This window comes from Streptomyces sp. NPDC012510, from assembly GCF_042955065.1.
Taxonomy (GTDB): Bacteria; Actinomycetota; Actinomycetes; order Streptomycetales; family Streptomycetaceae; genus Streptomyces.
Map to the genome: position 1 here is coordinate 216,469 of NZ_JBIBEN010000008.1, position 14,098 is coordinate 230,566.

General features: G+C 71.4%; 12 protein-coding genes. 3 read left to right on the top strand and 9 right to left on the bottom strand.

Annotated elements, in window-relative coordinates:
- The first annotated feature begins 124 nt into the window (after window positions 1-124).
- The gene (locus tag ACFY9I_RS17535) at window positions 125-2,578 is read left to right on the top strand and encodes a glycoside hydrolase family 3 C-terminal domain-containing protein (protein WP_391002462.1); all 2,454 of its coding nucleotides are present in this window, start codon (window positions 125-127) and stop codon (window positions 2,576-2,578) included.
- Between the two features lie 95 nt (window positions 2,579-2,673).
- Here ACFY9I_RS17535 and ACFY9I_RS17540 read toward each other — a convergent pair whose 3' ends face one another.
- Both ACFY9I_RS17540 and ACFY9I_RS17545 read right to left on the bottom strand, forming a co-directional pair.
- A complete protein-coding gene (locus tag ACFY9I_RS17540) occupies window positions 2,674-3,660 on the bottom strand; it encodes a galactose-1-epimerase (protein WP_391002464.1) in 987 nt (328 codons plus the stop codon).
- A gap of 33 nt (window positions 3,661-3,693) precedes the next feature.
- Window positions 3,694-4,608 (bottom strand): SGNH/GDSL hydrolase family protein, encoded by a 915-nt coding sequence (locus ACFY9I_RS17545; protein ID WP_391002715.1) that lies wholly within the window; start codon window positions 4,606-4,608, stop codon window positions 3,694-3,696.
- Window positions 4,609-4,881: 273 nt separating this feature from the next.
- On the opposite strand from ACFY9I_RS17545, the gene ACFY9I_RS17550 reads away from it, so the two are divergent.
- Entirely contained in the window at window positions 4,882-5,376 is a 495-nt protein-coding gene (locus ACFY9I_RS17550) for a DUF3145 family protein (protein WP_391002466.1), read from the top strand.
- A 191-nt stretch (window positions 5,377-5,567) separates the two neighbouring features.
- On the opposite strand, the gene ACFY9I_RS17555 is transcribed toward ACFY9I_RS17550, so the two are convergent.
- The 5 genes from ACFY9I_RS17555 to fasR form a co-directional block, all read right to left on the bottom strand.
- Window positions 5,568-6,839 carry a beta-ketoacyl-ACP synthase II gene (locus ACFY9I_RS17555; protein WP_391002468.1) on the bottom strand — a complete coding sequence of 424 codons (1,272 nt, stop codon included), beginning with the start codon at window positions 6,837-6,839 and terminating at the stop codon, window positions 5,568-5,570.
- Window positions 6,840-6,938: 99 nt separating this feature from the next.
- Complete coding sequence (locus ACFY9I_RS17560) at window positions 6,939-7,187, bottom strand: acyl carrier protein (protein WP_007381745.1); 249 nt, start codon at window positions 7,185-7,187, stop codon at window positions 6,939-6,941.
- Between the two features lie 100 nt (window positions 7,188-7,287).
- A complete protein-coding gene (locus tag ACFY9I_RS17565) occupies window positions 7,288-8,319 on the bottom strand; it encodes a beta-ketoacyl-ACP synthase 3 (protein ID WP_391002470.1) in 1,032 nt (343 codons plus the stop codon).
- A 13-nt stretch (window positions 8,320-8,332) separates the two neighbouring features.
- A complete protein-coding gene (locus tag ACFY9I_RS17570) occupies window positions 8,333-9,247 on the bottom strand; it encodes an acyltransferase domain-containing protein (protein WP_391002472.1) in 915 nt (304 codons plus the stop codon).
- 89 nt (window positions 9,248-9,336) lie between these two features.
- Window positions 9,337-10,539: a fatty acid biosynthesis transcriptional regulator FasR gene (fasR, locus tag ACFY9I_RS17575; protein WP_391002474.1), complete on the bottom strand. Its 1,203-nt coding sequence runs from the start codon at window positions 10,537-10,539 to the stop codon at window positions 9,337-9,339.
- Window positions 10,540-10,626: 87 nt separating this feature from the next.
- Here fasR and ACFY9I_RS17580 point away from each other — a divergent pair, with 87 nt between their 5' ends.
- Window positions 10,627-11,286, top strand: a complete 660-nt coding sequence (locus tag ACFY9I_RS17580; protein WP_391002717.1) for a pirin family protein — start codon at window positions 10,627-10,629, stop codon at window positions 11,284-11,286.
- Window positions 11,287-11,292: 6 nt separating this feature from the next.
- Here the strand turns inward: ACFY9I_RS17580 and ACFY9I_RS17585 are convergent, their stop codons facing one another.
- On the bottom strand, window positions 11,293-13,083 hold the full coding sequence (locus tag ACFY9I_RS17585) for a protein kinase (RefSeq protein WP_391002475.1): 1,791 nt from the start codon (window positions 13,081-13,083) through the stop codon (window positions 11,293-11,295).
- Between the two features lie 92 nt (window positions 13,084-13,175).
- Complete coding sequence (locus ACFY9I_RS17590; protein ID WP_391002477.1) at window positions 13,176-13,997, bottom strand: serine hydrolase; 822 nt, start codon at window positions 13,995-13,997, stop codon at window positions 13,176-13,178.
- Between the last annotated feature and the right edge of the window lie 101 nt (window positions 13,998-14,098).

Sequence of the window (14,098 nt, forward strand, 5' to 3'; positions counted from 1 at the left end):
CGCCGACATCCACCCCGACTGAACATAACGGCGACATAACGAAACCTACCGCTCCACAGGTAACGGGTGCACGATGAGGAAGGTTCACGGAGGAACCGCACGGCCCCGAATACAGGAGGACCACATGGCGGGCACCCACCCCACCCCGGCCGACGAGGCCCGCGAGGCGGCCGTCGAGGCGGCCCTGGCCAAGCTCGACCTCGACGCCAAGGCGCGGCTGCTCTCCGGCCAGGACATGTGGACGCTGCCCGCGCTCCCCGAGATCGGCCTGAAGTCCCTCGTCATGTCCGACGGCCCGATCGGCGTACGAGGCGTGCGCTGGACTGCCGACGACCCGTCCGTCGCGCTGCCCTCCCCGACCGCCCTCGCCGCCACCTGGGATCCCGAACTCGCCCGCAGGGCAGGGGTGTCGCTGGCCCAGGAGTCACGCCGCAAAGGTGTCCACGTCCTCCTCGCCCCCACCGTCAACCTGCACCGTTCCCCGCTCGGCGGCCGCCATTTCGAGGCCTACAGCGAGGACCCGTACCTGACCGGCGAGATCGGCTCGAGCTACGTCGCCGGCGTCCAGTCCGGCGGAGTCGGCACCACGGTCAAGCACTTCGTCGCCAACGACGCCGAGACCGACCGCTTCACGGTGGACAACCTGGTCTCCGAACGCGCCCTGCGCGAGCTCTACCTGGCTCCCTTCGAGGCGATCGTCGCCAACGCCCACCCGTGGGGCATCATGACCGCCTACAACACGGTCAACGGCACCACCATGACCGAACACCACCGCCTCGTGAACGAGGTGCTGCGCGGCGAATGGGGCTTCGACGGCTTCAACGTCTCCGACTGGATGGCCGCCCGCTCCACGACCGCCGCCCTCACCGGCGGCCTCGACGTCGCCATGCCCGGCCCGGTCACCGTCTACGGCGAGGCCCTGGCCGCCGCCGTCCGCGCCGGCGAGGTCGAGGAGACCCGGGTCGACGAGGCGGTCCGCCGGGTCCTGCGCCTGGCCGCCCGTGTGGGCATCCTGGACGGCGCCGACCCCGTCGTCACCGAGCCGCCCGCCCCCGTCGACGGTGAGGCGCTGGCCCGCGAGATCGCCCGCCGCTCTTTCGTCCTCGTCCGCAACGAGGTACGCAACGGTCAGCCCGCCCTGCCCCTGAAGCCGGGCGCCAAGGTCGCCCTCATCGGCGCGGCGGCCCGCGACGCCCGCGTCCTCGGCGGCGGCTCCGCCACCGTCTTCCCGTCCCGGATCGTCTCTCCGCTCGACGGCCTCACCGCCGCCCTCCCCGAAGACGCCCTGACCTACGCCGTCGGCGCCGACCCCAACGAGGAACTGGCGATCGCCGACAGGGGCTTCACCCTCCGGGCCGTCTGCCGCGACACCACCGGCACGGTCCTCGGCACCGGCTCCGCGCCGAACGGCCAGATCCAGTGGATGGGCGCGGACCTCCCCGACGGCGTCACCCACGCGACCCTGCACACCGTCGAGCTGACCGGCACCTTCACCCCGCGCGAGACCGGCACGCACACCTTTGGCATCAAGGGCCTGGGCCCCTTCACCCTCACCGTCGACGGCACGACCCGCTTCGACGACGTCCAGAGCACCGACACGGACGACCCCTTCGTCACGTTCTTCGGCGCCCCGGTGCCCCGCGCCCAGGTCGAACTGACCGCCGGCGAACCGGTCGAGGTCTCGCTCACCCACGTCGTGGAGATCCCCGAAGGCGTCCCCCTGAAGGTCATCGCCTTCTCCCTCTGCCACCAGGAACCGCAGCGCGACCCCGACGACCTGATCGCCGAGGCCGTCGAGGCCGCCCGCGCCGCCGACACGGCCGTCGTCGTGGTCGCCACCACCGAACGCGTCGAGTCCGAGGGCTTCGACCGCGAGGACCTCCGCCTCCCCGGCCACCAGGACGACATGGTCCGCGCCGTGGCCGCCGCCAACCCCGACACGATCGTGGTCGTCAACGCCGGCTCCCCGGTCGAACTGCCCTGGCGCGACGACGTCGCCGCCGTCCTCCTCACCTGGTTCCCCGGCCAGGAGGGCGGCGCCGCCCTGGCAGACGTCCTCACCGGCACCCACGAGCCCGGCGGCCGCCTCCCCACCACATGGGGCTCCCTCTCCGAGGCACCCGTCACCCGCGTGCTCCCCACCGACGGCCGACTCCCCTACGAGGAGGACGTCTTCATCGGCTACCGGGCCTGGGACAAGCACGCCGGGACCCCCACGTACGCCTTCGGCCACGGCCTCGGCTACACCGACTGGACGTACGAGTCCCTCCAGGTCAGGGACAGGACGGCAACGGTACGGGTCCGCAACTCGGGCGACCGCCCGGGCCGCGAGACCGTCCAGCTCTACCTGGCCCCCACGACCCCGGACGAGAACCGCCCGACCCGCTGGCTGGCGGGTTTCGCGACGGTGGAGGCGGCTCCCGGGGAGACGGTGGAAGCCGTCATCGAACTCCCGCGCCGGGCCTTCGAGATCTGGGACGAGGCGACCGACGCCTGGACGTACCAGCACGGTACGTACGAGGTGGAGGCCGGCCGCTCCATCGCGGACCGCCGCGTGACGGCGAGGATCGAAGCCTAGGTGCATTGCCGTGAGGGGTTGGGGGCGCGGGGCTGTGACATGTGCGGCTCCGCCGCGTGGGCGCGACCACCCGCCACCGGGCCCGCGGTCGACGTCTAACGCACCCCGAATCCATAAACGGTCTCCGACCGGTACACGCCGCCCGGCCGCAACACCGCACTGGGAAACCGCGGCCGGTTGGGCGTATCCGGAAACCGCTGCGTCTCCAACGCGATGCCGTCCCCGGGCCCGAAGGGTCCCTCCAGATGATCCGCCGTGTACAGCTGCATCCCCGGCTCGGTGGTCGCCACGCTCAACGCCCGCCCCGACCCCGGCTCCCACAGCTCGGCCACCACCTCGGCTCCCTCCGTGACCCCCTTGTCCAGCACGAAGTTGTGGTCGTACCCACTCCCCACCTTCCGCGCCACCCGGAAGTCGAACCGCGTCCCCGCCACCTCCGCCAGCTCACCCGTCGGGATCAGGTCCGCGTCCACCGGCGTCACCCGCGACGCGTCGATCCGCAGCTCATGCCCACCGGCACTCCCGGAGGACGCCCCCGCCAGGTTCCAGTAGGAGTGGTTCGTGAGGTTCACGACGGTCGGCGCGTCCGTGACCGCCTCGTACGCGATCCGCAGCGCGCTCCCGTCCCCCTCCAGCGTGTATGTCGCGGAGACCTCCAGCCGCCCGGGGAAGCCCTCCTCCCCGTCCGGACTCACCCGCGACAGCCGTACGCCGGCCCCACCGCCGACGGCCTCCGCGTCCCACATCCGTTTGTCGTAGCCGAAGGCGCCCCCGTGCAGCGAGTTCGGCGGGTTGTTGCACTCCAGCTCGTACTCGTGCCCGTCGAGGGTGAACCGCCCCTTGGCGATCCGGTTGGCGTACCGGCCGATGAGGGCCCCGAAGAACGGCCCCGGATTCCGGAGGTACCCGTCGAGGTCCGCGAACCCCAGCACCACGTCCGCCGCCCGCCCCTCCCGGTCGGGCACCTCGACCGACTGCACGATTCCGCCGTACGTCAGGATCCGCACCCGGGTACCGCCCCGCTCCAGCGTCCAACGATGAACAGCCGTGCCGTCGGGAAGTGCGCCGAAGTGTTCGCTCATGAGCGAAACCCTAGGCCACGGCAGAACCCCAGGTCACGACTCCTTCCACTCCTTCGCGCTGATGATCCGGTAGGCGATCTCCGCCAGCCGTGCCTGCCCGTTCACACTCGGGTGGAACCAGTCCCACTGGCTGAGCTGGGCCTGCCCGAAGCGGTAGTCGAAGACGGCGTCTCCGTCGTAACGGCAGTGGCGGTCCTTCTCGCACACCTCGCGCAGGACGTCGTTGTACGCCTTCACCCGGTCCTGCACGGTGTCCCGACGCTCGGTGGCCGCCGCGGTGAGGAGGTCGGGGTCGGCCAGCATGGACGGGCAGATGCCCAGCTTCCAGACCTGCTTGCCGACGGGACTCGTACGACCCTCGGACCACAGCCGCTTCAGATCGGGCACGCTCGCCACGAAGACCTGCGCCTTGGGCAGGGTGTCCCGCAGCGTCTCCATCGCGTCCTCGAAGTCGGCGCGGAAGTCGGCCACCGGGGTCATCGCCGCAGTGGTCGCCCGGCACGCGTCGTTCGCGCCGATCATCACCGTGACCAGCTCCGGCCTACGGCTCACCGCCCGCGCCACCTGGCTCGGCAGATCGGCCATCCGGGCCCCCGTCACCGCGTAGTTCCAGCTGTGCCGAGCCGCCCCGGACGCGCCCAGCAGCCGTACGGCGAGACTGTCGACCGAGGCGTCACCGCCGGTCGCCCAGGACACCTCGGGGCAGTCGGACAGCACCTTGCACGCGTCGAAGCCACGCGTGATGGAGTCGCCGACGGCGACCAGCGACTCGGGGGTGCTGTCCCAGGCGGGGGTGGGGGAGGGCGACGCGGAGGCCCCGGCCCGCTTCCCCGTCCCCTCGGGGCCGGGGGAGTCGCCCCCGGTGGCGTCACAGCCGGTCACGGCCAGCAGGACCGCCGCCAGGGCGCCGCCGAACACCGCCCTCGGACGGTGCCGTCGCTTCCGCATCCCTCGGTTCCCCTCGTCGGTCGTCATGTGCAAGTTCCCACCCATGACAACGCACGAGGGTTCCCGAATCAGGAATGCAGGGGGCCGATGTGACCGAGGTTGCAACTGTTGGGTCCGCACAGGCGTCCCACCGGGTGAAACCCGAGTTGTTCCTGGCGCCGGCTCCGACGGTACGTCAACCCCTCGTCCCGCCGCACGGTAGCCTCGCCACGTGGCCGCTCTGCCACTGCCGTTCCATCAAATGACAAGATGCGCTGCTCTGTGGAGGCCCCGGTGACGACACGTGGAGTCCTGTACGTGCACTCCGCGCCGCGTGCGCTGTGCCCGCACGTCGAGTGGGCCGTAGCCGGGGTTCTCGGGACGCGCGTGAACCTCGACTGGATCCGGCAGCCGGCCGCACCGGGCACCTGGCGCTCCGAGTTCTCCTGGCAGGGCCAGGCCGGCACCGCCTCCAAGCTCGCGTCCGCGCTGAGGGGCTGGCACCTCCTCCGCTTCGAGGTCACCGCCGAGCCCTGCGCCACCGCCGAGGGCGAGCGCTACAGCTGCACCCCCGAACTGGGCATCTTCCACGCCGTCACCGGCATTCACGGCGACATCCTCATCCCCGAGGACCGCCTCCGCGCGGCCCTGCTCCGCAGCCAACGAGGCGAGACCGACCTGGAGGCCGACCTCTCCAAGCTCCTGGGCAAGCCCTGGGACGACGAGTTGGAACCCTTCCGCTACGCGGGGGAGGGCGCCCCGGTCCGCTGGCTCCACCAGGTGGTGTGACGGCGCCCTTCCAGGCGCCGGGGCCTGCGGGTTCTGGCTTTCAGGGGCGTGGGGCTGTGTCGATATGCGGCTCCGCCGCGTGGGCGCGAGAAGCCCCGCCGACCCGCACCCGGCCGACAACGCACGACAAACGGCGAGTGGCCCGCCCCCAACCCGGGGTGCGGGCCACTCGCCGTTCACGGCAGCAGAGATCAAACCGTCCGGAACGCCAGCACCACGTTGTGCCCACCGAACCCGAAGGAGTCGTTGAGGGCGGCGATGCGGCCCTCGACCGGCAGCTTGCGAGCCTCCCCGCGGACGATGTCCGCGTTGGCCTCCGCCTCGGGATCGAGGTCGTTCACATTGATCGTCGGCGGAGCCACCCGGTGGTACAGCGCGAGCACCGTCGCCACGGTCTCCACCCCGCCGGCCCCACCGAGCAGATGCCCGGTCATCGACTTCGTCGCGGACACCGCGAAGTGGTCGGTGTCGTCACCGAACACCTTCCGCAGCGCCTTCAGCTCCGCGATGTCACCGGCCGGCGTCGACGTCCCGTGCGCGTTGACGTGCACGATCTCCGCCGGGTCCAGGTCGGTGCGGTCCATCAGGTTCTGCAGGGCGTGGGCGATCCCCCGCCCCTCCGGCTCCGGCTGCACGATGTCGTGGCCGTCGGCGGAGATGCCCTGGCCCACGGCCTCGGCGTAGACCCGGGCACCCCGCGCCGCCGCGTGCTCCGCCGACTCCAGGACGACGACACCGGCACCCTCGCCGAGGACGAAGCCGTCACGGCCGGTGTCGTACGGACGGGACGCGCCCTGCGGGTCCTCGTTGTTCTTGGACATCGCCATCATGTTGCCGAACGCGGCGATCGGCAGCGGGTGGATGGCGGCCTCGGTGCCACCGGCGATCACGACGTCGGCGCGGCCGGTACGGATCATCTCGATGGCGTAGCCGATGGCCTCGGCGCCCGACGCGCAGGCGGAGACCGGGGTGTGCACACCGGCGCGCGCGCCGACGTACAGACCGACGTTCGCCGACGGCCCGTTGGGCATCAGCATCGGCACGGTGTGCGGGGAGACACGGCGTACGCCCTTCTCCTTCAGCACGTCGTACTGGTCGAGCAGGGTCGTCACACCGCCGATGCCGGAGGCGATGACCGCACCGACACGGTCCGCGTCGACGGTGCCGTCGTCGGCGGAGGTCTCCGTGTAACCGGCGTCCGCCCACGCCTCCTTGGCCGCGATCAGCGCGAACTGCGCCGAGCGGTCGAGGCGGCGGGCCTGCGGCCGGGGGATGACCTCGGTGGGTTCCACGGCGATCTGCGCGGCGATGCGGACCGCCTGGTCGGCGGCCCACTCCTGTTCCAGGGGACCGACACCGGACTTGCCGGCGACCAGTCCCTCCCAGGTGGAAGTCGCGTCGCCACCCAGCGGTGTGGTTGCGCCGATACCGGTGACGACCACGGTGCGATTGGTCGAGCTCACGGGAATGTTCTCCAACGTTTACGAGGATTCAGCGGCGCCACCGCCGGGTGGCGGGGCAACGGACTGGTCCTGGGATCGGGCCGGGCCCGATCCGCCGGATCAGGCCTGGTGCTTGAGGATGTAGTCGGTCGCGTCGCCGACCGTCTTGAGGTTCTTGACATCGTCGTCCGGGATCTTGACGTCGAAGCGCTCTTCGGCGGCGACGACGACCTCGACCATGGACAGCGAGTCGACGTCCAGGTCGTCGGTGAAGGACTTGTCCAGCTGGACGTCCTCGACCGGGATGCCGGCGATCTCGTTCACGATGTCGGCGAGACCGGCGACGATCTCTTCCTGGGTGGCGGCCATGTCAGGCGCTCCTTCGTAGTTTCCAGAGGGTTGGCGGCCCGCCGCGTCAGCGGCAGGTTGTGCTGTTCCCGCGCCGGACCGCAAGATCCGACGCGGGTGCCTAGGGGAGGGTAACGACCGTCGCGGCGTACACGAGACCCGCCCCGAAGCCGATGACGAGCGCGGTGTCGCCGCTCTTCGCCTCGCCGGTCGCCAGGAGCCGCTCCATCGCGAGCGGGATCGAGGCGGCCGAGGTGTTGCCGGTGGTGCGCACGTCACGCGCGACCGTGACGTGCTCCGGCAGCTTGAGTGTCTTCACCATCGAGTCGATGATCCGCTCGTTGGCCTGGTGGGGAATGAAGACGTCCAGGTCGTCCGAGCTGATCCCGGCCGCGTCCAGCGCCTGCTGAGCGACCTTCGCCATCTCGAACACGGCCCAGCGGAACACCGCCTGGCCCTCCTGCGTGATCGCGGGGAACTTGACGTTGCCCTCGCTGTCCAGCGGGAGCTGGTCGACGTCTCCGATCCGGAACTCGTTCCACGGCACCGTCTGCTTGATCGTTCCGGCCTTGTCGCCCTCGGAGCCCCACACCGTCGGGCCGATGTGCGGCTCCTGGGAGGGCCCGACGACGACCGCGCCGGCGCCGTCACCGAAGAGGAAGGCCGTGGCCCGGTCCTCCAGGTCGGTCAGGTCGGACAGCCGCTCGACACCGATGACGAGGACGTACTCCGCCGAGCCCTCGACCACCATGCCCTTGGCGAGGGTCAGCCCGTAGCCGAAGCCCGCGCAGCCGGCCGAGATGTCGAAGGCGGCGGCCTTGGCGGTGCCCAGCTTGTCGGCGATCTCGGTGGCGACGGCCGGGGTCTGGCTGAAGTGCGAGACGGTCGAGACGACGACGGCGCCGATCTGCTCGGCGGCGATCCCGGCGTCGGCGATCGCCTTGCCGGACGCCTCGATCGACATGGCGGCGACGGTCTCCTCGTCGTTCGCCCAGTGCCGGGTCTCGATACCGGAACGGGAGCGGATCCACTCGTCGGAGGAGTCGATCTTCTCCAGGATCACGTCGTTGGGCACCACGCGAACCGGACGGTAGCCGCCCACGCCGAGGATGCGTGCGTACGGGGCGCCCTTGCTCGGCCTGATCTTCGACATAGCTCCCGGGCTCCTAGTTCTGGTGCTCGGCGATGAGCGCGCGAGCGGCGTCGAGGTCGTCGGGTGTCTTGAGCGCCACCGTGGCCACGCCCGGCAGCGCGCGCTTGGCGAGACCGGTGAGCGTGCCGCCGGGGCACACCTCGACGAGCCCGGTCACCCCCAGCTCCCTGAAGGTCTCCATGCACAGGTCCCAGCGGACCGGGTTGGCGACCTGACCGACCAGACGGGAGAGCACCTCGGCGCCGGTGGCGACGGCCTGCCCGTCCTTGTTCGAGACGTAGGTGAGCTTCGGGTCCCCGGGTGCCAGTTCCTCGGCGGCCTTGGCGAGGCTGTCGACGGCGGGAGCCATGTGATGCGTGTGGAAGGCGCCGGCGACCTTCAGGGCGACGACGCGCCGTACGCCCTCGGGCTTGTCCGCGTCCAGGGCGGCCAGCTGCTCCAGGGTGCCGGCGGCGACGACCTGGCCCGCGCCGTTCACGTTCGCCGGGGTCAGCCCCAGCTTCTCCAGATGCGGGATCGTCACCTCGGGGTCGCCGCCGAGCAGCGCGGACATCCCGGTCCCGGTGATCGCGGCGGCCTCGGCCATGGCCAGGCCGCGCTTGCGGACGAGGGTCAGCGCGGCCGTGTCGTCGAGGACACCGGCGAACGCGGCGGCGGTGATCTCGCCGACACTGTGCCCGGCGACCGCGCCGGGGACGACGTCTCCCAGGGCGGCGGCGGACAGCAGTCCGGCCGCCACGAGCAGCGGCTGGGCCACGGCGGTGTCACGGATCGCGTCGGCGTCGGCCTCGGTGCCGTAGTGGGCGAGGTCCAGCCCGATGGCGTCCGACCACGCGCCGAGGCGGTCGGCGGCACCGGGGAGGTCGAGCCAAGGAGTCAGGAAGCCGGGCGTCTGGGCGCCCTGGCCGGGAGCGACGAGTACGAGCACTCTCACACTCTCTCTTGGGGACGGCTCCAGCCGCCCGTGAGGACAGGGACGAAGAACACGGAGGGGTTTTGTAGCCCTCCGACAAAACACTAGAGCTGCGGATCCCCATCCACCAGACGCCCCAGGATCAGCGCGATCCGCAAGGTGAAGGCCGAGCGTACGTCGGAGGGCGACCAGCCGGTGACGTCAGTCACACGTCGAAGCCGGTAGCGCACGGTGTTGGGGTGGACGAACAGCATCCGCGCCGCGCCCTCCAGACTTGAGGCTTGTTCGAGATAGACGCTGAGTGTCTCCAGGAGCGCTGAGCCGGCCTCCTCCAGCGGTCTGTAGATCTCCTCCACCAGTTGCTCACGCGCGCTGGGGTCTCCGGCGATCGCGCGCTCCGGAAGGAGATCGTCCGCCAGAACGGGCCGGGGTGCGTCCTGCCACGCCGAGCAGGCCTTGAGTCCGGCCGCCGCCGCCTGCGCGGACCGGGTCGCGGCCAGCAGGTCGGGCACGATCGGTCCGGCCACCACCGGACCCGCCGCATACGGCCCGATCAGCGACTTCGCCACCTGCAACGGGTCGTCGCTGCCACCGGCGATCACGACCAGCCGGTCGCCCAGCACACCCGTGAGTACCTGGAGCTTGGCGTGCCGGGCCGCGCGCCGGATGGCCTCCACGGTCAGCTCGCTGTCGCCGTCGGGGGCGGTGCCGAGGACCACACAGACGTGCTCGGGGGAGTTCCAGCCGAGCGCGGCGGCCCTGCTCACGGCCCCCTCGTCGGCCTCGCCGCTGAGCACCGCGTTGACGACCAGGGACTCCAGACGGGCGTCCCAGGCGCCGCGTGCCTCGGCGGCCTGCGCGTAGACCTGCGCGGTGGCGAAGGCGATCTCCCGCGCGTAGACGAGCAGCGCCTCGCGCAGCACGCTCTCGTCGCCGGGCGCGGCCACCTCGTCGATGGCGGACTCCATGACCTCGATGGTCGTGCGCACCATCTCCACGGTCTGCCGGAGCGTGATCGCCCGGGTCAGTTCACGCGGTGCGGTCCCGAAGACGTCCGTGGAGATGGCCTGCGGGGCGTCCGGGTGCCGGAACCATTCTGTGAACGCGGCGATACCGGCCTGGGCGACCAATCCGATCCACGACCGGTTCTCGGGCGGCATCGCCCGGTACCAGGGCAGCGTCTCGTCCATCCGCGCGATGGCCTGCGCGGCGAGGCTTCCGGACGACTTCTCCAGCCGCCTCAACGTCCCGGCGTGCGCGTGGACGTACGGTGCGGGTTCGGATTTGCTGGTTTCGGGTTCGGGCACGGGACAAGACTGCCTTATCGCTGCGCCGGCTCGCGCCGGAGGGTGCGCGGGCCGGAGGGCGGGGGCCGGGGATACCTTGGGTGCGTGATGGACGTACGGCGCGCCGACGCGCGCTATCCCGGCGGTGACCCCGCGGTCGGCATCGAGTCCCGGCACGCCTTCTCCTTCGGGCCGCACTACGACCCGGACAACCTGCGGTTCGGCGCGGTGATCGCCTGCAACGAGGAGCGACTGGTGCCGGGCGCCGGTTTCGACGAGCATCCGCACAGTCACACCGAGATCGTCACCTGGGTCGTCGAGGGCGAGCTGACCCACCGTGACACCACCGGCCACGAGACGGTCGTCCGCCCCGGTGACGTCCAGCGGCTGAGCTCGGCGGGCGGCGTGCGGCACGTGGAGCGCAACGACGGCTCCGAGCCGCTGACCTTCGTCCAGATGTGGCTGGCCCCGCGGGATCCGGGCGGCGACCCCGCGTACGACATCGTCCGCGGCATCGCCGACCCCACCCCGTACGCCGTCCCCGAAGCCGGCGCCATGCTGCATGTGCGGCGGCTGGGGACGGCGGGGGAGCGGACGGCCGTGCCGGACGCGGCGCGGGCGTATCTGCACGTCGTGCGGGGTGCGGTGCGGGTCGGGCCGCATGAGCTGGGGCCGGGGGACTCTGTGCGGGCCGAGGGGGAGAAGGCGCTGGATCTGGTTGCCGTCTCGGCGCCGGTCGAGGTGCTGGTCTGGGAACTGGCCGAGTGAGACGGCTCAGTTGTCGCTGTCCGGCTCCTCCGCGTTGCGCCAGATCGTGACGTCCACGGTGACGTAGTCACTGGGGTCGTTCTCCGGGCCGGTGCCCCGGAAAGTGACCAGCGCGATGTGGCCGGAGCTGTGCACGCAGAGCTGGGTGCCCCGGGAGAGCTGGGAGAGCAAGATCTCGTCGGCGTACCGGGTTTCCTCACGGCAGGTCTTCAGCGAGCCCTGTTGGGCGTTGTTCAGCAGGACGACCTTGTCGCTCTGGCTGGCTACCGCGTTTCCGTGGAGGCTGTCGTAGTAGAAGTCGGCGTCGCTGTTGTCATACGGGGTGTAGTCGTGGATCGGTTTCGGAGGCGAGTCCGCGAACCGGACGTAGTAGTCGAGCGGGATGCTGATGCCCTTGTACGTCACCGGCTTCGGGTCCGGCCGCGGTGAGGAACTGCTGGAACCGCCGCCGGAGGAGCTGTCTGAGGAGTCTCCGAACTCCTTGAGGAAGGACGCGCAGCTGCTGAGCCACACCAGGCACATCACCACTGCGATGCCGATCCCGATCCAACTGCCCACGCTTCTGCGCGGCTTGACGGGAAGCGGGCGCGGCTGGTGCTGCGGGTGCAAGGTGTGCGGCGGTTGGGGGTAGGGCGCCTGGTAGCCGGCCGGCACGGGGTGCGGGCCCAACTGCGGGTGGTACGTCATGTTCGGCTGTGCGACGTACGGGGTGGGCTGAGGTGCGGGCGGGGTCGCCGGACCGGCGTGCCCGGAGAACATGGTCGGGGCCGCGTGCACCGGCGGTACGGCGGCGGCCTGGACGTCCGGTCGGGTCACCGGGGCGGTGGGCGGGACGGGCGCGGGTGCCGCGGTCGGTGCCTCCGCCGCCTTGTTCCGCGCGGCCAGCAGCTCCGCCGACGCCGAGACCCGCCGGGTGATGTCGGCGCCGATCGCGTCCGGCAGCCAGGAGCCGGACTGCAACAGCGGGGTGGGCGAGGCCTCCTGGCACAGGGCGATGACCTCTTCGGGCGAGGGCCGGTCCTCGGGGGCCTTGGCCAGGCAGCGCGCGATGAAGGCGAGTCGGTCCGGGAGGCCGGTCAGATCCGGCTCCTCGTGGACGATCCGGTACAGCACGGCGTGCGAGGGCCCGTCGCCGTACGCGCCGCTTCCGCGCCCCGCGTACGCCGCCACCTGACCCAGCGCGAACACGTCCGACGCGGGCGTGATCGGCTTCCCGGCCGCCTGCTCCGGCGACATGAACGCCGGGGTGCCGATGGAGACACCGGTGCCGGTCAGGGCGGTGGCGTCGGCGGCGCGGGCGATGCCGAAGTCGATGACACGGGGGCCGTCGGTGGCGAGCAGCACGTTGGAGGGCTTCAGGTCGCGGTGGACGATGCCCGCCGTGTGGATCACCTTCAGCGCCTCGGCCACGCCCGCGAGCAGCAGCAGGACCGAGGAGGCCGGCAGCGAGCCGTGTTCGGCGACCGCCGTGTGCAGCGACGGACCCGGTACGTAGGCGGTGGCCAGCCACGGCTGGTCGCCCTCGGTGTCGTAGTCGATGACCGGCGCCGTGTACAAACCCTGTACGCGCTGGGCGGCCTGCACCTCCTGGCGGAACCTGCGGCGGAACTCGGGGTCCTCGCTCAATTCCGTCCGGATCGTCTTGAGGGCGATGGGGTGCCCGCCGGGCGTGTACGACAGATACACGGTGCCCATGCCGCCCGAGCCGAGCCGGGCCGCGAGCCGGTAACTCGCCACCGTCTTCGGGTCGCTGTCGTCCAGCGGACGGAACTGCCCGCCCGGTCGTACCTCGCCCATCGTCTCCCCCGAGGCCCTGCTTCTGTTCTGCTGTGGCGTGTGTGCAGGGGGAGGGTATCCGAACGGATCAACCGCCCTTCAAGAGGGCGCTGTCACCGTCCGAGTTCGGCGAGTACCGCATCCGTGAACGGCGTCCACGCCTCGATCGCCCACGGCCCGAACGCCCGATCGGTCAGTGCCGCGCAGGCCACACCGGCGACGGGGTCGATCCACAGGAAGGTCCCCGACTGCCCGAAGTGCCCGAAGGTCCTCGACGACGACGAAGTGCCCGTCCAGTGCGGTGACTTGGAGTCCCGGATCTCGAAACCGAGCCCCCAGTCGTTGGGGTTCTGGTGCCCGTAGCCCGGCAGCACACCCTTGGTGCCCGGGTACTGCACGGTCATCGCCTCCGCGACCGTACGTGGATCGAGGAGCCGGGGCGCCTGCACCTCGGCGGCGAACCGCGCGAGGTCGTCGACGGTCGAGACGCCGTCCTTGGCCGGGGAGCCGTCGAGGGTGGTGGCGGTCATCCCCAACGGTTCGAGGACCGCCTGCCGCAGGTACTCCGCGAACGGGATGTCCGTCGCCTTGGCCACATGGTCCCCGAGCGCCTCGAACCCGGCGTTGGAGTACAGCCGCCGCTCCCCGGGGGCCGCCGTCACCCGGTGCTCGTCGAAGGCCAGCCCGGAGGTGTGCGCCAGCAGATGCCGCACGGTCGACCCCGTGGGCCCCGCCGGCTCGTCCAGCTCGACCGCCCCCTCCTCGTACGCGACGAGCACGGCGTACGCGGCGAGCGGCTTGGTCACCGAGGCCAGCGGGAACCGGTGCCCGAGCGGGCCGCGGGCACCGAGGACGGTGCCGTCGGCCCGTACGACGGCCGCGGCGGCGGTGGGGACCGGCCAGTTCTCGATCAGGGCGAGGCTCTGCAGGGACATGTGTACGAGCCTATGCGGCTCAGAGGCCGAACCGCATAGGTGGGTCTGCCCGGCGCCGGAAGCCCGTCGACGCGTACGGCGGCTCGGCGGTGGACTGGGGA

Bases quoted from the DNA above. Each gene is read 5' to 3' on its own strand.
- ACFY9I_RS17535 (WP_391002462.1), top strand. From the start codon at position 125: ATGGCGGGCACCCACCCCACCCCGGCCGACGAGGCCCGCGAGGCGGCC.
- ACFY9I_RS17540 (WP_391002464.1), bottom strand. From the start codon at position 3,660: ATGAGCGAACACTTCGGCGCACTTCCCGACGGCACGGCTGTTCATCGT.
- ACFY9I_RS17545 (WP_391002715.1), bottom strand. From the start codon at position 4,608: ATGCGGAAGCGACGGCACCGTCCGAGGGCGGTGTTCGGCGGCGCCCTG.
- ACFY9I_RS17560 (WP_007381745.1), bottom strand. From the start codon at position 7,187: ATGGCCGCCACCCAGGAAGAGATCGTCGCCGGTCTCGCCGACATCGTG.
- ACFY9I_RS17565 (WP_391002470.1), bottom strand. From the start codon at position 8,319: ATGTCGAAGATCAGGCCGAGCAAGGGCGCCCCGTACGCACGCATCCTC.
- ACFY9I_RS17580 (WP_391002717.1), top strand. From the start codon at position 10,627: ATGGACGTACGGCGCGCCGACGCGCGCTATCCCGGCGGTGACCCCGCG.
- ACFY9I_RS17585 (WP_391002475.1), bottom strand. From the start codon at position 13,083: ATGGGCGAGGTACGACCGGGCGGGCAGTTCCGTCCGCTGGACGACAGC.
- ACFY9I_RS17590 (WP_391002477.1), bottom strand. From the start codon at position 13,997: ATGTCCCTGCAGAGCCTCGCCCTGATCGAGAACTGGCCGGTCCCCACC.